The organism is Cryobacterium levicorallinum (genome assembly GCF_004402405.1).
Lineage (GTDB): Bacteria > Actinomycetota > Actinomycetes > Actinomycetales > Microbacteriaceae > Cryobacterium > Cryobacterium levicorallinum.
Genome location: NZ_SOFE01000014.1, coordinates 363,002 through 385,536, shown reverse-complemented (window position 1 = coordinate 385,536; position 22,535 = coordinate 363,002). Strand labels below are relative to the sequence as shown.

Below are 22,535 nucleotides of genomic sequence, written 5' to 3'. Positions count from 1 at the left end.
AACGGCATGATTCGATCCAAAGCTTTTAGAGACTGCGTCCAGGTGAAGCACTGCGGGAGTTGTGGTCACGTCGCTCACTTTGCCACCCGCAATCTGTCGCGCTGAGACCACGCTGCGAACACGATTGCTGCGACCAGGATCACTCCGGTGACGGCCGATTGATAGCTCGATTCGACGCCGGAGAGGATGAGTCCATTATTGAGGATCGTCAGCAAGAACACGCCCAGTACGGTGCGCAGGATTCCCCCTTTTCCGCCGCCGAGGTGCGTACCTCCGATGACAACCGCAGGGATGACGATGAAGAGCACACCGGAGCCTACGGTGGGCGACCCGATGTCGAGTTGGACGGTGGCAAGGATTCCGCCGAGGCCACTGAGCACAGCGGCAATGGCGAAGACGGCAACCTTGACGCGGAAAGCGGGAAGGCCCGCCGAGCGCACGATCGTCTCGCTGTTTCCAATAGCAAGAGTTACCCGGCCGATTCGGGTACTGCGTAGAACGAGTATGCCGAGGCCAATAACGATCAGCGCCACCCAGAAGGAGTTAGGCAGACCGAGGGTAATGTGCGAAGTCCAGCCGCTGAGCGCCTCGTCTTCGAGGCGAGGGAGAAGGTCGGTCCCGTAGAGCATTGTGGCGATTCCGAGCCCTACGTACCACATTCCCAGGGTGACGATAAAAGAGGGCACTTTTAGTGCGGTGAAAATGAGGCCGCTGGCGACACCCAGCACGACGGCCACGCCGAGGGCGATGACCCAAGCCCATGGTCCCAGGTCCGCTCCTCCACGCGAGTTGGCGCTGAGGAGGATCCAGGTCATTCCGGTTGCCCCCATGACCCCCTCCACGGACAGGTCGATGGATCCGAGAAGGATGACCAGGGTCGCGCCGACGGCAACGATCAAGGGAATGGCGGACTGGGTGAGCACGTTCTGAAAGTTGGATGCCGTCAGAAAACGCTCGTTAAACAGGGAAAAAACACCGATAAGGACGGCCAGAGCCACGAGTAGACTCAGCGGCTCGGCCAGACCCCGGAACCGAGCGCGGCGCTCGATACCGGATTCGCGGATCCTGATCGCGGTGGTATTTATGCCTCCCGCGCCCTGTTCCGCTAAAACTTTGTGAACCATGAAAATTCTCCTCGCAGATACCGATCACATAATGGTGATGCGCCTGTTCCCGGCCCTCGTCTGTTGACGAGGGCCGGGAACAGGCTGGCCGTAATACTACGACGTGGGCAGGACCTCTGGTCCGCCGCCGCCGACGAGAGTCGCCGGCTCGGTGTCCCACGGGCCAGTCTTAATGAGCTCATCAACGAAGTTAGCTGCAGCATCGGGACCGTCGTACTGAAGGTAGTCGTCTAGCGTGTCGGGCGTGACGCACTTGATGTCGAAGAAACTCGTGCGCTTCTCCTTGGGCAATTCGGACGGGACGATCTCTCCGGTCGCGGCCAGGTAGGCCGTGTAGAGGCCGATGGCGGAGGCCATGTAGCCGCGGTGGAAGGTTTCCCCGACAATGGCGTTGTTGCCGTAGCCGTTCTTCATCATTTCCACGGTGTCGGGGTACAGACCGTCGGAGGCGAACTTGACCTTGTCCAGCAAACCCGCGTCCTCGAAGGCCTGGATCGCGCCAAGCTGCATGCCGTCATCGGCACTCCAGACGCCGTTGATCTGATCCCCGTACTTCGCGATCAGGTCCTTGGAATTCTGGTTGGCGAGCTGCGGGTCCCAGTTCGAAGCCTGCTTCTCGAGAATTTTGATGTCGGGGTAGTTCTCACGCATCTCGGCTTCGAAGCCGGCGACACGCGTCGCGCTGGTCGTGCTGTCCTCCACGCCAGGGAACATGATCACGTTGCCCTTACCTCCCAGCGAATCACCGATTGCCTTAGCGTTGCAGCGGCCTGAGTCCACGCCAGCGTGCTTCTGAAAGGCCACAAAGTTGTCGCCCGAGTCCCAGGGCTCGAAGTCGTCGGGCTTGTTCCACCAGATCGATACGAAACCGCCGGCACGCTCCACGGCGTCCACGATTGTCGGGGCGTCCGAGCTCGCCACGGTGTTGACGAACATCACGACCTTCTTGCCCTGCGCCAAAATCGCCTGAATCTTTGAGATTTCAGTCTGCGACGAGCCCTGCGAGTCAATGATCTCGAGAGGAATGTCCAGTTTTTTGGAGAGGGCCTTCGCTCCCTCAATGTTGGCGATGAAGTAGGGGTTGGTGGTGTTGATCACGGATGCAACGAGGACTAGGTCCTCCTTAGCAATCGGCCCAGAGGAAGCCTTGTCGGCTCCGCTTGCGGTTGACGTGCACCCGGCGAGTGCGAGCGCAGCAACAGCCGCGAAGGCCGCGAGGCGGAGAACGCCGCGTTTGTTCTTGAGAGACATCTTTGACTCCTATATTTAGTTCTACTGCATTTTTATTCAGTAGATCGGTATTGATTCATAGTGACATTATGCGAGTGGACGTGCACATGCAAGAAGTTTTCGGTCAATGCCCCACACGTGACCGAACCGTTATAATTCGGCTCCGACGTGGGGAGCTCTTCTTGGGGCGTCAGCTCAGAGTTCGGAAGAAATCCCGAACGTCGGCCACGTAGATTTCCGGTTCCTCCAGAGGCGCGAAGTGGCCACCGCTGCTGTGCACCCGGTACTGCTGGAGGTTAAAGTACTTCTCCGTCCAGGTTTTCGGCGGCTTGTAAATCTCGCCCGGATAGATCGAAACCGCGGTCGGCACTCCCACGACGGGGACCCGGTCATGACTGGGCGTCCACGGGTTCCCGCGGCACTCCCAGTAATACCGGGAAGACGTTCCGCCTGTTCCCGTGAGAAAGTACACCGCGGCGGTCGTGATCAAGTCTTCCTTAGGCCAGACACCCTCGAATGCCTCCGTGCCGCTACCACGTTCCGCGAGGCCCCAAAAATACCGCTTCTCCGTAATCCAAGCCAACTGGGCGGCCGGGGAGTCGGCGACGAGCGCCGCAAGCGTCTGTGGCTTCGTCAACTGGAGCTCCCCGTAGCCGCTCTCATTCTCGACGAACAACTTGCCGCGTTCAAACCAGCCTGCTTCGTCAGTCGAATATTCGCTCGAAGCCGGCAGTCCCAGAGCAGGGTCGTACTCGACACCCTCGGGCTGGTCGGGATGCTCCGCGAGGTAGTGCGACAACTGAGCGGGAAAGTGCGTGTAGACGCCGATGACGTCGGATTCGTACTTGTGCCCGTGCTGCTGGGCGATCAGCGCCCCCCAGTCCCCCCCAGCGGTGGCATAGCGCTCATACCCGAGCACCTGCTTCATCAGGACGTTCTCGAGATCGGCGGTCTTCCAGAAATTCCACCCCGTCTCCGTCAGTGGCGAGGAGAACCCGTAGCCGGGCAGAGAGATGAGAACCACATCGAACGAATCACACTCCTGACCGCCGAATTTCACCGGGTCGGTCAGCGGCTCGATGATTTTGCGAACGTCCCAGAAAGTCCAGGGCCAGCCATGGTGGAGAAGCAGCGGCTTCGGGTTTAGGCCCTTGCCGCGCACGTGGATGAAGTGGAGGGGAACGCCCATCAGGTCGACCTTGAAATGTGGCAGCTCGTTCATCCGGCGCTCCACAGCACGCCAGTCATACTCATTGATCCAGTAGTCGATAAGAGTGCGGTGATACTCGGTGTTGTATCCGTACCGCCAATCTTCGTTGGCGAAGTCTTGCGGAAAGCGTGTCCGCTTCAGCCGCTCCATCATGTCGTGAAGATCTGCATCGGGGATACGGATCTCGTACGGACGAACATCAAAAGAATTTGACAATCTTGAACCTCCTTGTTCAGTGCAGGACACGTGTCGAATTTTATATTCAGCATTTGCGTGTATATTCACTTTACATCCCGACGGGGTATATGTGGCGACGAATCGTGCCAACTGAGAAGTTGCGCTCGTTCGTCTATTCATGCGGTTCGGCGAAAGGCTGGTCGACTCGAAGTTGAGCTCCAGCACCTGCGCTACAGTCTGCGGACGGGAACCGAACGTCGTTGTTCGGCTTTGCGAAGGCATCAAATCGCTGCACATGCAGCCCTCGTGAGAAAGAGAAGTGAACCATGGGCACTGCCCTCGACAAATATGCAGATATGAAGCCGAACTGGGATTATCCGGTCATCATCGAGTCTCACATCAACGGCATCCGCACGAAAGAAATGAACCCGAACACCCCAATTTCTTACGATGAAATTGCGGAAGATGCTATTCGGTGCTGGGAGGCCGGCGCGGGCGCGATCCACGCACACAACACCAGTTTCGATCTCATGGGCAAAGACGCGTACAAGGACTACATGCGCACCTGGGACAAGGTGCTGCAGAAACATCCCGACATCACCTGGTACCCCACCACCTGTAATAACCTTCGCCTCAAGGGAGACGAGAACGGGCTTCAGCACGTACCCTTCCTCGTCGAGAACGCAAACGTTCGAATCGCCTGTGTCGACACCGGGCTCACGCTCTTCGCTACAGAAACGGATGCCGATGGTTACCTCATCGGCCCCGAATTCGGTTTCAACTACGAGCGCGTTGCCAGCCAAATCAGGATGCTGCGCGAGCACAATACCCCCATGGTCTTCGGCGTCTACGAACCAGGGCACCTCCGGCACGCCATGCACTATGTCAACAACGGGCTCTCCACGCCCGGATCGATGTGGGATTTCTACCTCATCGGAGACTATGGTCTGACCGCTACGAAACCCATCGGAACGAACGGCATGAAGCCGACTCTGGAGAGCTTGTATTACTACCTCTCGATGATCGAGGAAGCGAAGGTGAAGCACCCCTGGTACATCTCGATCTGGGGCCAAGGGGCACTCGACGACACCTCGATCCTCCGCAGGGCCATCGAGCTCGGGGGCCACATTAAGACTGGACTGGAACTCTTCTACGATCCGGCCCGCAACCCCACGAACCTTGAGCTGCTTCAGCAGGCCCAGGAAATCGCCCGTGAGGTGGGCCGCCCCATTGCAACCCCGGACGAGACCAGAGCTCTGTACAAAATCAAGTAATTCACTTCCGGCGAATCTTTGACAAGTTGCACACGTCATGTGAGCCTTGGAAACTTGCATTCAATGATGAATAGGTGTTCAACATGTCACCCAGCACCAAGATTGTTCTCCCGGCAATTGTGGCCGTGGACCAAGGAACCAGCTCAACGAAGACAATCGTCGTCGACGGAGAAGGGCGAATCCTTAGTCGTGCTTCCGTCAAGGTATCCCGGGTAGATGCCCGACCCGGCTGGGTCGAACAGGACGCTGAGGAAATAAGGTCGAGTGTTATTAGTTCGATCACTGCGGCACTCGCAGGGCTGGATGGTGACGTCGACATTCGCGGAATCGGCTTGAGCAACCAACGCGAGTCGGCCGTTGTCTGGGACCGGGAGACCGGCAAGGCACTTGGCCCCATGCTCGGCTGGCAAGACCGTCGAACAGCAAGTCGGGTAGCGGAATACGAGGATCTGGGCTGGGGCGACATTGTGCGCCACAAGACGGGGCTCCCGCTTGACCCCATGTTTTCGGCTCTGAAAATCCAATGGCTGCTTGACCAGATCGACCCTGATAGAACCGCTTCGATGGCCGGTCGTATTGCAGTCGGCACCGTGGACTCCTGGCTTGTTCATTCTCTTACCGGGGAACATCGGATTGAACTCGGCAACGCGAGCCGCACTCAACTATTGAATCTCGAGTCAGCGAGCTGGGATCTCGAGCTCCTCGAGCTTTTTCAGATTCCTCTCCAGTGCATGCCGCGTCTCGCGGCATCAAGCGAACCAACTGGCCCCATTGTGGGTGTGCCAGTGCTGCCTGCGGATACTCGGATTTACGCAGTACTGGGCGATTCTCACGCGGCTCTTTTTGCTCACGGGGTTCGAGGCCCTGGACAAGTCAAGGCGACGCATGGCAGCGGCAGCTCGGTCATGGGATTGCTCCAACCGGGCGCGCCAGACCCTGCCGACGGGAGGGGTTTGGTGCGCACCATCGCGTGGGCCACCCCTGATCCGGTATACGCTTTCGAGGGCACAATTCTTTCCACCGGCGCCACTCTCCTATGGTTGGGTCAGTTGCTGGGAATGGGCCCCGGACAGTTGAGTGCAATCGCCCAGACAGTTTCCACGAGCCAAGGTGTGGACTTGGTACCTGCTTTTGCAGGCCTGGGTGCCCCTTATTGGGACGAGAAAGCGGTTGCTGTGATTTGTGGGTTTGGTCTTGGAACCAAACCCGCTGAGCTGGCCCGTGCAGCCTTCGAATCGGTGGCTCTTCAGACGGAAGCTCTATTCGAGGCCGTCGAACAGCTATTGGGTGCACGAATAGAGACCGTACTCACCGATGGAGGTCCGTCACAGAACGATTGGCTCATGCAGCTGCAAGCAGATTTTAGCCAACGAGACGTCATTCGTAGCAATATCGCGGAGCTCTCAGCTACCGGGGCCGCCCATTTGGCGGGCATCTCGTCGGGGTTATGGAGCGCCGACGAATGCGCACGACTCCCCCGCGAAACCTCAGTCTTCCTTCCCGGCATGGACCCAGTGCAATCTCTCGTACGCAGAGAACGCTGGCGATCGGCTGTCGCCCGCTCCCGTGGGCGTTCTGCCGATTACCTACCGAGCGACGAAGAAAAAAATCCAAGCTGACCAATGCCACGCCAGAAGCAACGACTGTTTCGCCCCCTGAATTCATTCGTGGATCATGATTCCAGGCGATTCGCTAAGACGTGATACTGAATTTCGCCGCTCCGATGACCAGCAAACGCCCGAACGATGGAGTCGGTAACATCGCCGGCGGTCATTCCGCTCGTTTCAGAGAGCACCGACCCGAATGTGCGTTCGTTCCAGGCGAAGTCGAGCTCACGGTTCACCGCGACCAGAACGTCGATGAGTGCACCAGTTTCAGCGACGGGAATTGAGGCACTCATGAGGCGTGCGCCACGTGTCACGCGTTGCGCCGTTCCCACGAGCTTCACCTGGCCGCGGGCATTAACACTGTAGGTTCCGGGGCAGTATTCGCCCGGCACGGGACCCACCCGCGCATCCACTCCCAACTCTCGCAGGACATCAGCGAACTGATTCCCTACCGTCTTGAAATGAGCTTCGTTATCGAGACCTCCGTACGCACCATCTTCAACGTTCACGAGATCAACGACTAGGCATGATTCATCGTACGCAACCGCTCGTCCTCCGGCGGGTCGTATCACAGGCGTGAAGCCATGGCTGGCAGCTGCGCTCACCGCAGCAGGGAATCCAGGGAGCAAGCTCTCGCGTCGACTGAAAGCAACGGTCGGCTCCGGCTGGTAGACCCGAACCAGCCGGGGGGTTTCTGGGTTCGCCGCGACGTACTTGAGCATTCGCAGAGATACGTCCAGATCCCCAGCTGCGCCGTGTCCGACGCTGTGAGTGACGAGCAATGCATCCATACGTGATTCTCGCAGATTGGCTGGTTCCGGGCCGCGAGTCGTCACTCCAGACACAGACGACTCATCCGAGCGGCGGGAGTTGGCTAAACGGCAATCGGAGTGGTGAGGGCATCACTGAATGCCTTTAGGAAAGTTGCGCCGGTGGCTCCGTCTACTGAGCGGTGGTCACAGGTCAAAGTGAACTCCGCGATCGGTAGCCACTCGCCACCCGCCTCGGTCCAGACGTGTCGTTTCTTTGTGGCCCCGACAGCGAGGATCGCGGACTGCGGAATGTTAAGAATTGCATCGAATCGATCGATTCCCATCATCCCGAGGTTGGAGATGGTGAAGGTTCCGCCGGTGATGTCGTCCCTGACCAGGGTTCCTGTGCGGGCGCGATCGACAGCTTCACGACGGCGTGCCGCGATCTCAGTCATGGTCAGGCGATCAGCACCGTGGATTACCGGCACCGTGAGGCCCTTATCGGTGGCCACGGCGACGCCGACATTCGCCTCACTAAAAACGGTCACTTCATCGTCACCGACGTAGCTGTTAAGTGCTGGCACTGCAATAAGCGCCTGAGCTGCTGCTGCGACCAGGACGTCCGTGACGGTCGCTTCCGGCACAACCTGCTTTACCTTCGAAGCTTCCGTCATATCAATCTCGATGGTCAGGTGGAAGACTGGCGCTTCCCACGCCGCTACCATACGACGTGCAGCTGTGCGCCGGATCCCTTTCAGCGGCGTTGTCACTCCGACGGGCGCAGCCGTTGTGTCGCTCATGCCGTGACTGCCTGGGCGAGATTCTGGTTCTGCGATCGATCTGCGCAGCCGAACTCGCGCATCTTCTGAACGGTGGCTTCGATCATTTGACGCCGGCCTTCAGCCATTCCGTCTTCTAACTGACGATCGCCTAGTGCCCAGGTTTCTTCTATACCGCGGCGGAAAGCATGACGCAGGTCGGTGTCGGCATTGAGTTTGTTAATCCCCGCAGCGATCGCAGCACGAATGTCATCGAGCGGAACGCCGGATGCGCCGTGAAGGACCAGGGGGATGCCGGTCACGTCGCGAATGCGCGCAATGCGTTCAATGTCGAGGGGCAACGGCTCCGTAGCCGTCACACCGTGCATAACCCCGGCCGAAATTGCCAGAAAGTCGACCCCGGTTTCAGCGACGAAGCGTTCAGCTTCGTCCACGCTCGTGTAGAAGTCCGGCCAGTTGATGGCCGTATTCGCATCCGGGATCTTGCCCAGTTCAGCTTCCACCGGAACGCCGAATGAGTGACAAACTTTTACGACATACTTCGTGGCTTTGATATTGTCTTCAAAGTCCAGGTGGGAGCCGTCGAACATGATGGAGTCAAAGCCCAGCCGCAGGGCTTCGAAAACTTCGTCATACGTTCCGTGGTCAAGGTGAATGACGGCTTGGGCGTCTGATTTGCTCAGTTCGCGCTGTGTCATCCGAAATGATTCGGCGAGACCCATGTGTGGCACTACCGCGCGCCCCACTTGCATGAACACAGGGGCATCCGCCAATTCGGCCGCCTGGAGCAGCGCCTGTGTTGTCTCGACGTTGTGCATGTTGAAACCGCCAACGGCGTAGCCTCCGCGACGGGCGCTTTCAACTATTTCTGCCGGGTCAAATTTGCCCATGGTCATTCCTCTTTCGTTCGTGTTGGGGATATTTTTAGCGCGCAACCAGCAGCGGCTGGTTGTCTGCGGGAAGTATTTGTGAGGAGGGTTTGCGAAGGGGCAACCCGCGGGCGGCAGTGACAGCATCCTGCCAACCGGCGTAGAGCTCCTCACGCCGCGTCTCCGACATGGCTGGCTCAAATACACGCTCGACTCGCCAGGACGCAGCGATGTCGTCCGCCCCGTTCCACAGGCCAACGCCGGATCCAGCGACGTGCGCTACGCCGAGGGCAGTGCGTTCGAGTCCATGCGGTCGATGCACGGCTATGCCGAGGATGTCTGCTTGAAATTGGCAGAGGAAATCATTGGCAATCCCCCCACCGTCGACTTTGAGGGTGGGTATGCGCATACCACCTCGGGCTAGGGCGTCGATGTTGTCGCGAGTTTGGTAGGCCATTGCCTCTAGGGCCGCCCGGACGACGTGCTCAATGCCAGTTTCTAGCGTGAGCCCAACAATCGCACCCCGAACGTTCCGGTCCCAGTGCGGGTCGCAGAGTCCGGCAAATGCCGGAACAAAGTACACGCCGCCATTGTCGGGAACACTGGCAGCAAGCGCTTCGCTGCTTTCCGAAGAATCAATCGCCCGCATTTTGTCGCGAAGCCAGTGCAAAGTTTGACCGCTATGAAAAACGACGCCCTCGGCTTCATAGGTCGTTCGACCGCCAAGCGTCCACGCGACGCTGCTGGTCATACCGTCAACGATTAGGGGTGCATCGCCGACGTTGACCGTGAGGACACCCGCCGTTCCATAGGTGTTCTTCGCGGATCCGGCTTCCAGACATGCCTGGCCAAAGAGTCCGGCTTGCTGATCCGCCAAAATGGCCATTACCGGAACACTCGCCGCGTGGCCGCCCGGCAGCACGGCAGCATCTAAATAGCCAAAACAGGAGTCGGATGGCACGACTTCAGGCAGCAACTCCATCGGGATACCGTACGCAGCGCACAACCATTCGTCCCACTTGCATTCGCCAATATTAAACAAGGCGGTACGCGAAGCCGAACTGGGATCCGTCAGGTGGGAGCGCCCACCGGTGAGATTCCATAACAACCAAGTTTCGACGGTGCCAGCGGCTAGTTCTCCCAGCTGCGCCCGCCTTCTCACATCTGGCACGTGCTCGAGGAGCCAAGCCAGCTTGCCAGCCGAGAAGAACGAGTCGTTGCGCAGCCCCGTCCGGGCGCGGATTTGCCCATCGAGGCCGTCGGCTGACCACCGAGCGACGATGTCATCTGTCTGCTTCGACATCCACATGATTGCGTTATAGACCGGCTGCCCGGTTTGACGGTCCCAGATGAGGCAGGTTTCACGGTGGGTAGTCACGCCGACCGCGGCAATGTCGGAAGCGGTCACTCCTGCCTGGGCCATGGTTCGGTCCATGGCCCCCTTCGCAGCGTTCCACAGGTCCCACGGGTCAAGTTCGACCCAACCCGTAGAGGGGAAACGTGCCTTAATCGGTGTCGCGGATTCGCTTACGATTCGACCGTCAGGATCAACGAGTATCGCTCGCGCGCTGCTGGATCCTTCATCTAGCGCAAGAACATAGTGCTTGCTCACGTGGTTTCCCCTGAACCGGTGCCGGCCGCAGCAATACCATTCGACTGCGATTTCAGGGCGCGGCCGGGCACAGCAAGATGTTCCAGCCACTTCTCGTAGCCGGCAATTTCCACCGCGCGCCGCTGGGCGTCCCAGCCCAGAGTCTCGCCCAAAATGTCGGCTGCCCGAGATACCGAAGCCAATCCGTGATCGGGTTCAAAAGCGATGAGGGTGCGTCGTGCATACACGTCCGTCAGCGACTTGGCCATTTCATACTTCACCGCAAAGACCAGCTCTGCCGCGATCGCATTCGACAGTGGGTCGAATTTTTCGCCGAGCGAGGCATCCGCCCTGACGAGATCCAACACGGAATCCGCGCGAACTCCGTAAATTTTCAGGAGTCGCTTCTTGGTTTCCCGGTCCAGGCCAGGTGCAGCGATAAATGCCTTCTGAAATTCCGGCCAGTTCGCCACGCGTGCGCCGGGTAATGGCATATCCCGCGTGCTGGTTTTCGTTCGCGGTCGACCCAGGCTGCGGTACGTGATATCAACGGCATCTTCGGCCAGCTGACGGAACGTGGTCAGCTTGCCGCCAACGACGGAGAACAAGCCCTTTCGCCCAGTACCAGCGTGGTCATGAATGACGTGGCTCCGGGGGATCTTCCACTCCGGCACCCCGGGGGCATACGGCAGCGGACGCACACCGCTGTAGGTGAAGAGGATGTCGTCGACGGTGAGCTTCGCCTGCGGAATGAGTGCGTTCACCTCGGCGAGGAGGTACTCAACCTCATTGGACTCCGCACGCGCGGTTCCCGGCTCGTCCTCGTACAACGCGTCGGTGCACCCGATCAAAAAGCGCCCCATCCACGGAATGACCAGAACAAGGCGTCCGTCGGACTGAGACTCGTAGTAGACCACGTCAGTGGGCGCGCCCTCGAAGGCGTCAACAATAATGTGGCTGCCCTTTGAACCGCCAATGAGCTGCTTCTCAGTCTGGGCGAGATTGGATTTTGGCGTGGCGTTCAACACCCAGTCCAACCAGGGCCCCGCCGCATTCATAACCACGGAACCATAGATTTCACGGCTTTCACCGGTCGCAGCGTCGGAGTAGCGCACGCCGGTTACGGTCGTACCGCGCGACAGGAGCGAGTCCACCCTGGAGTGTGTCAGGATGACGGCGCCATCTGCCTGCGCGGCGATGGCGAGCTCAACGCACAGGCGTTCGGCGTATTCAACCTGGCCGTCGATGAACAGCGCCGCACCGCCGAGCCCCTTTTTTTCCATTCCGCCAAAGCGCGCGAGCACTTTCTCGCGGGACAGGATGCGATGATTCGGCGGCGTTTTATCAAACGACAACACGTCATAGGCGATCATGCCCAGCCGGATCAACCATGCCGGACGCTTATTCTTTGCGTAGAACGGCATGAGCAACGGAACGGGACGGACAAGGTGGGGCGCCAGTTTGAAGAGGCGCTCTCGCTCCTTGAGCGATTCGCGCACCAAGGCAAAATCCTTGTGCTCAAGGTATCTCAGACCACCGTGAATGAGTCGTCCAGACCACGCTGAAACACCGCTGCACAAGTCGTCTTGTTCAACCACGGCCACACGCAGGCCGCGGGAGGCGGCGTCCCGAGCTATGCCAAGGCCATTTATCCCAGCCCCGATCACAATGAGATCAAATGGCACCACGGGAAGTGGCGACGCTTGTACTTCTTCGTTCGACATGAGTTCCTTGCTGTCTTTCGTAGAAAGTTGGCCTGACTGCGCACCCCGCCCGCCCGCCATGGTTAGTCCGTCTCGATGACCGCGATAACGGTGCGAACCGGAACGGTCTCACCCTCCGCCATGAGGATTTCGATGAGCGTTCCAGTAGCCGGCGACTCGAGAGATTCTTCGACTTTTTCCGACTCGATGTCCGCGAGAGGCTCGTCCTCTTGAACCTTGTCTCCCACCTTCTTGAGCCACTCAACGATGGTGCCTTCACTCATTCCCATGCCCCACTGGGGCAACAGAACATCCACTCTAGCCATGCGATTTCCTTCTTTTCTTAAGCGCTCGTGCGGTAAATCAGCGGATGATTGACGCTGATGTAAGTGCAGGTTCCAGATCGAGAACACGACGAATCGCGGCGGCGATGGTCAGTCGTGTCGGATACATCTGGCTCTCCAACGACGGGCTGAACGGTATCTGCATGTCGGGAGCCGTAACGCGAACGATCGGCGCTCGAAGGGCGTCGAACGCGTCCTCAGCCACGATGGCGCTGATCTCAGCGGCGGCACCACACGTGCGGTGGGCGGGCTCGGCAACGACGAGGCGACCAGTTTTTACCACCGAACGGACTATGGCGTCCCGATCGAGGGGAACAAGCGTGCGCGGGTCGATAATTTCCACCGAAACGCCTTCGGCGGCAAGATCCTCTGCTGCAAGAATTGCCTCCGGAACGGAACCTGAAATGGCGACCACGGTCACGTCGGTACCTTCACGCACAGTGCGAGCGACACCGAGGGGTATCCAGAATTCGTTGTCGTCGACCTCTTCCTTCGTTCCCCACAAGAGACAGGCCTCGAAGGTAAGCACCGGGTCGTCGGAATCGATTGCGGCGCGAAGCAGTCCCTTGGCATCTGACGGGCTCGACGGCGCGATGATCTTCAACCCTGGCACGTTCATGAACATCGGGTACGGGCGGTCAGAATGGTGAGCTCCCGTATTCATGCCATAGAACATGGCGGAGCGAAAGACGACCGGCATAGAAGCCTGTCCACCAAACATGTACCGGTTCTTGGCCACCTGATTGACGAACTGGTCCATGGCCATGTACAGGAAGCTGGAATAGGAGAGGTCAACGATTGGCCGCAGGCCGGTCATAGCGGCGCCCGCGGCGGCGCCAACAATTCCCTCTTCCGAAATTGGAGTGTTTCGGATCCGGTTCTTTCCGTACATCTGTAGGAAGTCACCCTTGTCGCTGCGGGACTTTCCGCCACCGGTGGTGCCGTAAACGTTTGCTTCGACATCCTCGCCGATAATGACGACGCGTTCATCAGCGTCCATGGCTTCGCGTTGTGCGGCGCCGATGGCGCCCAAGTAACTCATTACACTCATGCCGCTACCTCCTTGTCGGTATAGAGATCGTCAAAGGCTACTGACGGATCGGGGTAAGGACTTTGGTTGGTGAACTCGACGGCAGCATCCACCTCGGCGAGAACATCGGCTTCGAGTTCGTCCAGCTGTGCCGGATCGAATCCCTGGCCCTCAAGGTACTCGCGGAACATAACGATGGGATCTTTGCTGAGCCAGGCGGCGCGCTCGTCGGCGTCCCGGTAGTCCGTCTTGAGACGAAGGCCTTCGGAGTGCTCGTTGTAGCGGTAGGTCACAACTTCAACGAGCGAGGGGCCCTCGCCAGCACGAGCGCGATCGACCGCTGCGCTCACTGCTTCATACACGGCGAGGATGTCCTGGCCATTTTCGACCCGGATACCCGGCATTCCGAAGCCGGCCGCACGCTCGGCGATGACGCCGGACGTAACCGTGTGCGCGGGAGTGCTCAGCGCATACTGGTTGTTCTCGCATAGGAAGATCATGGGAAGCTTCCATACGCCAGCGAGGTTCATCGACTCGTAGAGGACGCCCTGGTTGGCTGCCCCATCTCCGAAGAACGCGAGAGCAACCTTGCCGTTGTTCAAGACTTTCGACGACAGCGCTGCGCCGGTGGCGATAGGAATCGAGGAACCGACGATTCCCGACTCGCCGAGGCTTCCCACGGCGAAGTCGGCCAGGTGAAGGGAGCCGCCCTTGCCCTTGCAGACTCCGGTTGCCTTGCCGACGAGTTCGGCCATTAGCGGACCCAGCGGTGAGCCTTTGCCGATCGGGTGGCCGTGGCTGCGGTGGTTCCCGGACATGTAGTCACCGTCGCCGAGGGCCATAGTCGCCCCGACGACCTGAGCTTCTTGACCAATGCTGGTGTGCACCGTGCCGGGGATGTGACCGCGCTTGACCATCTTCGAGGCTCGCTCATCGAACGCTCGAATCCGCAACATGCGCCTCTGCATCTCGAGCAGAGTATCGCGTGACAAATCTGCCATCGGAACCGCCTTTCACCAACGCCTGCGTTGGACTCAACATCCAGAGAGCCTGAATATATATACTGCCTGTGATTGACTATTCTACGCGGGTCTATGTTGGCGACGCAAGGCGACCGCTAGATATTCCAACCGAGTTCGTCTCGAAGCTGGGTCGGAATCAAATGATCGACCCGGTCGAGCACAAAGGATGGTCGCTGATCGCTCTCACGCTCTTCCACCATGGCGATTGAACTGTCGCCGGTGAGCACGAGGGCGGAATCCATGACCGCGTTGAGAGCCATTTGAATATCCGTGTACAGACGGTCGCCGACCATGATGCAGTCACGGACATCCATTTTGAGCGCTTCGATCACGGTGTCGATCATGATCTGATCCGGTTTGCCCGCATTGGCCTGACTCTTGACGCCCGTGCACGCCTCGATCGCTGCGACAATGGCCGCCGCATCGGGCTGGCCGCGGCCGCCGGGGAATGGGCAGAATCGATCGGGATTGGTCGTGACCAAGATGGCGCGACCGAATTGCCAAATGGCGTCGAAAGCGATCTGAAGCTTTCGGTAATCGAACGTGCGGTCGTAGCTGGCGATGACGATGTCGATCTCTTGGGGATCTTCGGACATGCGAATTCCGGCGTTCCCGAGGGCCCGAATCAGGGGTGCTTCCGCGATCGGAAATACCACGGCGCCCGGATGCTCCCGCTGCAGCCAGGCCACAATACTCACCACAGAATTGACCACGTCTGATTCGTTAATCTGCAGGCCCAGACGCTCGAACTTTTCCACGTACATTCCCGGGTCGAGCGTGGGGTTGTTCGACAGGAAAACCGTCCGGCTCCCGCGTTCCTGCAGGTATTCGATCAGTCGCCGAGCACCGGGGAGCAATTTATCGCCGAGGTAAATGGTGCCGTCGAGGTCGAAGACGTAAGCCGGGTAGATACGAAGGGGAGAAGTTCGCAGAGATTCGACGCTGGCGTGTGTCGATGTGATCATGTCAGGGCTTTCTTGAGGGCAGAAAAAACGGGGCGCACTGATGGGTAAATTTCTTGATAAACCGCGAAGAATCGGTCGTAGGTCTCCGCCAGGTCTTCATTGGGGTCGAACCGTTTACCGAAGGAGGTCATTGCAGAGCTGGCCTCCCGCACTGTGGGATAGATCCCAGCTCCGGCCGCCGCCAGCATTCCCGCGCCCAGGCACGTGCTCTCCTGCTGTCCCGAGATGAGAATGGGGCGCCGCAGTACGTCGGCGAGGATCTGACACCACAACGCGCTTTGGGTGCCGCCTCCCATGGCTACAACGAGTGAGATCGGTTCCGACAGACCAAGTTCAACTCGATCGAAACAGAGGCGAAGTTCATAAGCCAGACCCTCCAGTACCGCGCGATAAATGTGCGCTCGACTGTGGATGCCGGTCAGGCCGAGGATTATTCCGCGTGCGTTGTGGTCCCAGTACGGGGTCAGTGCCCCGTTCCAGTAAGGGACCACGAGCAGACCGTTGCACCCCGGAGCGATGTGCGCAGCCTCTAGCTCCAGGCGCTTCTCAATGGTGCCAGCGGGTTCGTGGACGTCTGGAGATTTCTCGACGAATGTGTCAATGAACCAGTTGATCATGTAGGTTCCGGCACCAATAAAGGATTCGAACGTGAAGGTGTCCGGAATAGACCCGGTGAGCGCACGGTAGGCGGAATTCGGTGAATAGGTGTCGCTGTAGGTGCCCGCTACCAACCCGGTGCCGAGATTGAGGTAGGCCCTACCGGGTTCGGTGATGCCCGCACCCAGTCCGGCGGCTTGTCCGTCGCCGGCGCCCGATATCACGCGCAGGCCTTCCGGGAGACCGAGCGCAGATCCCGCCGCCGCGCTCAGTTCGCCCAAGACCATTCCCGGCGGAACCAGGGTGCTGAGCTGGTCTCGGTGAAGTCCCGCTTCTCTCACCAACTCATCGTCGTAGTCCGCCGTGTTCAGGTTCACCAGCCCGAGAGGGTCGGCGCTGGCCACGGATGTGAGCCATTGATCCGTCATCTTATGGACGAGGTATCCGTGCACGTCGACGACGTGTTTGGTCTGGCGCAGCGTTTCTGGCTCGTGCGACTGGAGCCAGAGCAGCTTATAGAACGCGGGCGTTGTGTTCGGTGGTTTACCCGTGATGTCGTGCACGCGTTTGGTGCCTGCGGTCTCTACTTCGTAGGTTGCCCGGGCGTCCAACCACAGCATGGCGGGGCGAATAGGCTCTCCGAAGCCATCCAAACAGACAAACGTTTCGCGCTGGTGGGTGACACAAATTGATGCGATCCGATGCGCGTCCACGTTTCGCACCGCCTCGGTGACGGCAATACACATGGCACTCCACCATTGACGCGGGTCTTGTTCGCCGTAACCGATGGACGGAATACTCAGATCTAAGGACGACCGGCCCTCACCGACGAGCCGTCCCTGCGAATCCCACACCACACTCTTGACGCCCGTGGTCGAGCAATCTACGGACACCACAACATCTTGGGTCATCAGCCTTCCGCTACAGATGCGCTGGCGGCCCGAGCAATGACAAGGTCAACATCTTCGGCGGTCCACCAGCCGTAAAAGAAGAGCAGATCGACGACCGTGAAACGGTCTCGCATGAAGAGGCAGTTGAGTACGGCCCATTTCCAGACATCGGCGGTGACCCACTCGCCGAGCTGTGCCGGCTGGGAGGGCGCCCCGGCGATGCGAAGTCCGCTGGAGAGCGTGTCCGGCGTCGGCAGCGATCCCGAGAATACCGGCTCGTAGTCTTTCCAGTCCTGCAGGACCGCTAGCGCGCGAGGCTTGTTCTCGCGCCAATCCGCGAGCTTCGCACTGTAACCCGCCCAGCACTCGGCGCCCTTTTCCCCCGTCGGGTCGCACCAGTCGAACGCGGAGCGCACGCGTAGCTCGAGCTCATCATCGGTGGGGAAGTCCAGCGCCGGTGCGCCCTCGCCGAGGCGCTCGAACAGAAGCTGCCAGGCGGCCGCTCCGATGAGGGAAGCCACCCCCACTTGCGCGCCGTGAAGACCGATGGGCAGGTGGTGCGATCCCGAGTACATGTCGAGCATGTGACTGATGACGTGCTCAACCCCGGACAGGCACGCGGTCGTGCCGGCAACGCCGGTGCCGATTCCCCGAATGGCCAAGACTCGGGTGAGTTGCTCGACCGAGGCGCTGTCGCCATCCGAAAGACCGTTTCCCCACTCGCTGACGTCACCCGCAAATGCCAGCAATAGGTCGCGGGGCGTTTCGTGAAAGGTCGAATCCAGACCGAAGAGGGAGGCGAGGTACCAATCGGCCGGGGCCGTGTAAAGCGACAGAACTTCGCCGAAACCGGCCGTGTTCATTGCCCGAGGAGCGCCCGCGATCGTCACCGTGTCGGCAAGAACAGCGTTGGGCCATCGGGACGGGACCGTGCGCTTGACGCCGTTCTTGAGAATGACGGACACGTTGTCCGTGAAGCCGTCTACCGACGCGGCCGTCTGCACGACGACGAGGGGGATGTCGCCGTTTCGATTTGTGGCCACCTTGCCGATGTCGGTGATCGTGCCGCCGCCGATGGTGACAACACACTCCGCGGAACGGACCGCCTCGGTGGCCAGATCCAGCGACGCCTCGTTGGCCAGCAGATGAGCGTCATCGCCGAGAACGTAGGTTTCCACACTGAAGTTTTCGACGAGAAGGTCGGCGATTTTTGCTTTCAAGTCTTCGCCATCACGCAGGATCGTCGTCGAGTCCACCAGGATAATAACCTTGGCCCCGGCGCTCACCCGACCGGCCAGGCGCAGTTCCTCGCCGACCACCTCGCTAATTCTGTCGGTGGCAAGCGGCGAGATGTCCAGAAGCCGCAGCCCCAGCGGTACCAGTTCGTCCGCGCCGGGAGCAGCGGCAATAACCAGACGCAAGCTGTCTAGATCAGTGGGATCCGAGATGTCTAAGAATGAAGTCATGATTTCTTCCGGCTAGTGCGTCGATCCGTCATGACTGCGGCAACGATGACGAAGCCGACGACAACGGGCTGGAGGTTGGGGGAGACATTGAGAAGCGACATCCCGTTGTTGAGCACTCCGATGATCAGGAGGCCGACGAAAGTGCCGAGCATGCTCCCGGAGCCGCCAGACAGGCTCGCCCCGCCGATTACCACGACGGCGATCACATTAAGCAGATCGGCGACTCCAGCGGTCGGCTGGGCGGAGTCGAGCCGCGATGTAACGAGGAGGCCAGCAATCGCCGCGAGAATCCCGGCAATCACGTAAACGGCTATTTTGGCCCGTCGGATCGGCAGGCCCGAAAGTCGTGCTACCTCTTCATTTCCACCAATGGCGTAAAGCGCTCGACCGCTCGGCCGATACCGGAGCCAGAATGCCGTAATGGCAAAGATCAGAATAAGGACAATTCCCTGAATCGGGATGCCGATGAAACTGGTTGAGGTAATCGCCAAGAACCACTGCGGGAACCCGTTGACCGGGTTTCCATTCGTGAGGAAGAGGGCGAGGCCCGCAGCCGCAGACATCGTTGCGAGTGTGGCGATGAACGGCTGAAGCTTTCCATATGCAGTCAGAAGACCATTGATCAATCCGATCAATGCGCCGACAACCAGTCCGCCGACGAGGGCAATTTCAAAGGGGAGCTCGGCAACTCGGAATAGCCACGCCATCGACATGGAGCTCAAAGCCACCACCGAGCCGACGGAGAGATCGATGCCCCCGATGATAATAATCAGGACAGCACCAACCGACATCACGCCGATTGCTGAAACCTGGCTCAGAATATTGAGCAGGTTGCGCGGTGTGAGAAAGAACGGGGAAAGAAATGACAGCGCAATGAAGATGATGATCAGGCCGATAAGGGGGCCCGGAACACTGCCCATAACCGACGCCATCTTGCTTCCGGCGGTTGACTTCCACGACCCGGTGCCGAGGTCGGAGGGCGCAGCGGCGGCACTGTCCACCGCACCGGACGTGCGGGGCTCGTTATTGATTTGCGTCATTGTGATTCACTTCTTCCCTGTGGCGAGCTGCCGGGTTGGTTCGAGGGTTGGGCATCGTCACTCGAGTCGGTGATCAGCGCGAGCGCCATCACGGCTTCCGGGGTGGCGTCGGCGCGGTCGAGGATGCCGCGTTGCCTTCCGCCGGACATGACGAGGACACGGTGCGAGAGACCGAGGACTTCTTCGAGTTCGGAAGAAATGACGATGATGGCAACACCCTGTTCGGCCAACGATCGAATCGTCTTGTAGATGGCCATTTTTGCGCCAACATCTACGCCGCGGGTTGGTTCGTCGAGAATCAGCACACGCGGTCGCGTGACGAGCCATTTTCCGAGGAGGACCTTTTGCTGGTTACCCCCCGACAGCGAACCAACCGGAATGTCGAGCTTGCTTCTAATGTCGAGAAATTCCCGTTGCAGATTCGCTGTCGCGTTGACCGTGCGAACGGTCATTATTCCACCCGTTGTAAGGCTGGGCTCCCAGGGCAAGGTAATGTTTTCGGCGCCGGTGCGGTCCAGGTTAAGACCCTGACCCTTGCGATCTTCCGGGACCATAGCGATGCCGGCATTAATCGCTGAACGCGGTCCGCGGATCTTGACGGCAGTACCGTCAACCAGGATCTCCCCGGCGTCATGTCGATCGGCTCCGGCGATCGTTCGCACCATCTCGGTGCGACCGGCGCCGACGAGGCCCGAAAACCCGAGAATTTCTCCACGATTTACCGCAAAGTTAATTCCCTCAAAGACGCCGGTTCGACCGAGCCCGCGCACTTCGAGCGCAACCTCAGTGGTGGCGTCTTTGGGCGCGAGGTGGCTAAAGACAAAGTCTCGGCCAACCATTGCTCGAACAATGTCTTCTTTCGAAACGTCTCCCGTTTCCCACGCGGCTACCCGCTTACCGTCCCGCAGGCACACGACGGTATCCGCGAGGGTGCGAATTTCTTCCAACCGGTGGGAGATATAGACGATTCCAGCGCCCTGGTCACGCAAAATACGAATTTGGTCGAACACGCGCTCGGTTTCGGACTCGCCGAGGGAAGCAGAGGGTTCGTCAAAGATGATGTATCGCGGTTCGCGAGTTAGCGCCCGCGCAATTTCGATTTCTTGCTGGGCTGCTATCGACAAGCCAGCTACTTGACGCCGGGGATCGGTGTCAGAGCCAAGAAGCTTGAGGATACTGCGGGATTCTTCATTCATGAGCTTGCGGTCGACACGGCCGCGCCGCATCGGGAGCCGACCCAAGAAGATGTTCTCGGCAACCGACAGTTCGGAAACCATCCGAATTTCCTGGTGAATGAGCGCCACCCCGGCCTTGAGGGCATCGGCAGGCGACTGTGGATCGTAAATCTCTCCGTCGATGGTCATGCTGCCCCCGTCGGGGCGCACCATTCCCGCGATGATGGACGAAGTCGTCGACTTTCCCGCTCCGTTTTCCCCGACCAGCCCGAGCACACTGCCGGGGGTCAGGGAAAGATCCACTTGAGTTAGGACGGATGTTCCGCCGTAGCTCTTCGACAGCCCCAGGCAAACCAAGCCCGCCGAGGAACCATTCGCGTTGGACACCCGGTCCGCCGAATACAGGGTGTCGGATACTACTTCTGTCACCGTGTTCCACCTCGTTGCAGTCAAAGCTCAGTGGTGCGTATGGGGCCCTCACCTTCGGGACGGCCCCACACGCACCCGTTCTATTTAGAAGTCGGGCCCGTAAAACTTCGTCGGGTCGTTGTCCGCGACGTTTTCTTTGGTGACGAGGACAGTGTCCATGTACTGAAGTTCCGGAACGTCGGCCGTCTTTCCCTCCGCGATCTGGACCGCGTTCTTGACGGACATCTGACCCATGAGGTAAGGCTGCTGGGCCATGGTGGCCTGCGTCAGTCCGCCAGTGATGGCCTCAAACATGGTCGGGAACCCGTCGATTCCGACGAAGAACAGTCCTTCGCGGCCATCCTGCTTGGCTGCCTTGGCGGCGCCCATGGCCATCGCGTCACTCTCGCCGAAGAATGCCTTCAGGTTGGGGTTCGCGGTGAGGATGTTCTGCGCGGCGGTGAAGGCCTCAGTCTCGTCCCAATTTGCCGATTCCATCGCCACGACGTTGATGTCTGGATAATTCGCCAGCGCCTTGTCGCAGCCTTCGCTGCGCTGCAGTTCGGCCGTGGCTCCAAGCGGCCCCTGCAGAATTGCCAGGTCTCCAGCGCCACCGATCTGATCGAAAAGCCAGGTGCACAGTTCTTCGGCGGCCTTGACGCTGTCCGTTGCAATGTACGTGGCCAGTTTTCCATCACCCGATTCAGGCTTCTGGTCAACAGCAATGATCGGAATGCCCGCATCGTTGGCGAGCTTTACTCCCGCAGCGGCTGAAGTAGCGTCCTGAGCGATAAAGATGATGGCGCCGACCTGCTGAGTGATCAGGTCCTGTACCTGGTTCACCTGCTGGCTGGAGTTGTTGTTGGCCGACAGCGTGATCAGCTTGTAACCAGCCTCCTTTGCCGCCTGCTCCATTCCGTCGACGGCGGCAACATAGAACAGAGATTTCTGGTCGGCCACTGCGATTCCAATGGTTTTGTTTCCGCCAGCGGCGGGCTCCGTAGTGGATGGAGTGACCGTTTGGCTGCAGGCTGAGAATACGGAGGCTGCAGCAACAGCCCCCACCGCCGCAACGGCGATGCGCAGAGCAAAATTGCGTTTGATCATTACGTTTCTTCCTTGAAACATCATGGTTCATGACTCGTCCTCCGAGGACGAACGGAACTCGAACAATGTTGCCAACATATTTATGCTAGCCTGGACTGAAAATCCACCGTTCATCGAAACTATATGGGTCGGTGTTGAAGGTGTCAAATGAGAAACTGGGCATCAAAGCGCGAAA

Annotated in this window: 19 protein-coding genes; 2 read left to right on the top strand and 17 right to left on the bottom strand. The window is 59.3% G+C overall.

The window, feature by feature from the left end:
- Nucleotides 1-74: 74 nt before the first annotated feature.
- The 3 genes from E3O11_RS09080 to E3O11_RS09070 form a co-directional block, all read right to left on the bottom strand.
- Nucleotides 75-1,124 carry an ABC transporter permease gene (locus tag E3O11_RS09080; RefSeq protein ID WP_092448161.1) on the bottom strand — a complete coding sequence of 350 codons (1,050 nt, stop codon included), beginning with the start codon at nt 1,122-1,124 and terminating at the stop codon, nt 75-77.
- 96 nt (nt 1,125-1,220) lie between these two features.
- Nucleotides 1,221-2,375 (bottom strand): sugar ABC transporter substrate-binding protein, encoded by a 1,155-nt coding sequence (locus E3O11_RS09075; RefSeq protein WP_092448160.1) that lies wholly within the window; start codon nt 2,373-2,375, stop codon nt 1,221-1,223.
- 169 nt (nt 2,376-2,544) lie between these two features.
- Nucleotides 2,545-3,810: an epoxide hydrolase family protein gene (locus tag E3O11_RS09070; RefSeq protein WP_166787540.1), complete on the bottom strand. Its 1,266-nt coding sequence runs from the start codon at nt 3,808-3,810 to the stop codon at nt 2,545-2,547.
- 257 nt (nt 3,811-4,067) lie between these two features.
- Here E3O11_RS09070 and E3O11_RS09065 point away from each other — a divergent pair, with 257 nt between their 5' ends.
- Nucleotides 4,068-5,015: a beta-keto acid cleavage family enzyme gene (locus tag E3O11_RS09065; protein ID WP_092448158.1), complete on the top strand. Its 948-nt coding sequence runs from the start codon at nt 4,068-4,070 to the stop codon at nt 5,013-5,015.
- Nucleotides 5,016-5,098: 83 nt separating this feature from the next.
- On the top strand, nt 5,099-6,634 hold the full coding sequence (locus tag E3O11_RS09060) for an FGGY family carbohydrate kinase (RefSeq protein WP_092448207.1): 1,536 nt from the start codon (nt 5,099-5,101) through the stop codon (nt 6,632-6,634).
- Between the two features lie 53 nt (nt 6,635-6,687).
- Here the strand turns inward: E3O11_RS09060 and E3O11_RS09055 are convergent, their stop codons facing one another.
- The 14 genes from E3O11_RS09055 to E3O11_RS08990 all read right to left on the bottom strand — a co-directional run bounded on the left by E3O11_RS09055 (nt 6,688) and on the right by E3O11_RS08990 (nt 22,360).
- Entirely contained in the window at nt 6,688-7,413 is a 726-nt protein-coding gene (locus E3O11_RS09055) for a lipoate--protein ligase family protein (RefSeq protein WP_134495480.1), read from the bottom strand.
- 83 nt (nt 7,414-7,496) lie between these two features.
- On the bottom strand, nt 7,497-8,144 hold the full coding sequence (locus E3O11_RS09050; RefSeq protein ID WP_198415579.1) for a 2-oxo acid dehydrogenase subunit E2: 648 nt from the start codon (nt 8,142-8,144) through the stop codon (nt 7,497-7,499).
- Between the two features lie 26 nt (nt 8,145-8,170).
- Complete coding sequence (locus E3O11_RS09045) at nt 8,171-9,043, bottom strand: class II fructose-bisphosphate aldolase (protein WP_092448206.1); 873 nt, start codon at nt 9,041-9,043, stop codon at nt 8,171-8,173.
- 34 nt (nt 9,044-9,077) lie between these two features.
- Nucleotides 9,078-10,634 carry an FGGY family carbohydrate kinase gene (locus tag E3O11_RS09040; RefSeq protein ID WP_092448154.1) on the bottom strand — a complete coding sequence of 519 codons (1,557 nt, stop codon included), beginning with the start codon at nt 10,632-10,634 and terminating at the stop codon, nt 9,078-9,080.
- The gene (glpD, locus tag E3O11_RS09035) at nt 10,631-12,337 is read right to left on the bottom strand and encodes a glycerol-3-phosphate dehydrogenase (protein WP_092448153.1); all 1,707 of its coding nucleotides are present in this window, start codon (nt 12,335-12,337) and stop codon (nt 10,631-10,633) included. The genes E3O11_RS09040 and glpD overlap by 4 nt, the downstream gene beginning before the upstream one ends.
- A gap of 62 nt (nt 12,338-12,399) precedes the next feature.
- Nucleotides 12,400-12,642, bottom strand: coding sequence for a biotin/lipoyl-containing protein (locus E3O11_RS09030; protein WP_092448152.1), 243 nt, complete (start codon nt 12,640-12,642; stop codon nt 12,400-12,402).
- 37 nt (nt 12,643-12,679) lie between these two features.
- Nucleotides 12,680-13,711, bottom strand: coding sequence for an alpha-ketoacid dehydrogenase subunit beta (locus E3O11_RS09025; RefSeq protein WP_092448151.1), 1,032 nt, complete (start codon nt 13,709-13,711; stop codon nt 12,680-12,682).
- Complete coding sequence (locus E3O11_RS09020) at nt 13,708-14,691, bottom strand: thiamine pyrophosphate-dependent dehydrogenase E1 component subunit alpha (protein ID WP_198415578.1); 984 nt, start codon at nt 14,689-14,691, stop codon at nt 13,708-13,710. Before E3O11_RS09020 ends, E3O11_RS09025 begins: the two co-directional genes overlap by 4 nt.
- A gap of 116 nt (nt 14,692-14,807) precedes the next feature.
- Complete coding sequence (locus E3O11_RS09015) at nt 14,808-15,677, bottom strand: HAD-IIA family hydrolase (RefSeq protein ID WP_092448150.1); 870 nt, start codon at nt 15,675-15,677, stop codon at nt 14,808-14,810.
- Nucleotides 15,674-17,185, bottom strand: a complete 1,512-nt coding sequence (locus E3O11_RS09010; RefSeq protein ID WP_092448149.1) for a xylulokinase — start codon at nt 17,183-17,185, stop codon at nt 15,674-15,676. The genes E3O11_RS09015 and E3O11_RS09010 overlap by 4 nt, the downstream gene beginning before the upstream one ends.
- On the bottom strand, nt 17,185-18,630 hold the full coding sequence (locus tag E3O11_RS09005) for an iron-containing alcohol dehydrogenase (RefSeq protein ID WP_092448148.1): 1,446 nt from the start codon (nt 18,628-18,630) through the stop codon (nt 17,185-17,187). Before E3O11_RS09005 ends, E3O11_RS09010 begins: the two co-directional genes overlap by 1 nt.
- The gene (locus E3O11_RS09000; protein ID WP_233195027.1) at nt 18,627-19,550 is read right to left on the bottom strand and encodes an ABC transporter permease; all 924 of its coding nucleotides are present in this window, start codon (nt 19,548-19,550) and stop codon (nt 18,627-18,629) included. The genes E3O11_RS09005 and E3O11_RS09000 overlap by 4 nt, the downstream gene beginning before the upstream one ends.
- Nucleotides 19,551-19,666: 116 nt before the next feature.
- On the bottom strand, nt 19,667-21,274 hold the full coding sequence (locus E3O11_RS08995) for a sugar ABC transporter ATP-binding protein (RefSeq protein ID WP_233195029.1): 1,608 nt from the start codon (nt 21,272-21,274) through the stop codon (nt 19,667-19,669).
- An 84-nt stretch (nt 21,275-21,358) separates the two neighbouring features.
- The gene (locus tag E3O11_RS08990; RefSeq protein ID WP_166787539.1) at nt 21,359-22,360 is read right to left on the bottom strand and encodes a substrate-binding domain-containing protein; all 1,002 of its coding nucleotides are present in this window, start codon (nt 22,358-22,360) and stop codon (nt 21,359-21,361) included.
- Nucleotides 22,361-22,535: the final 175 nt, after the last annotated feature.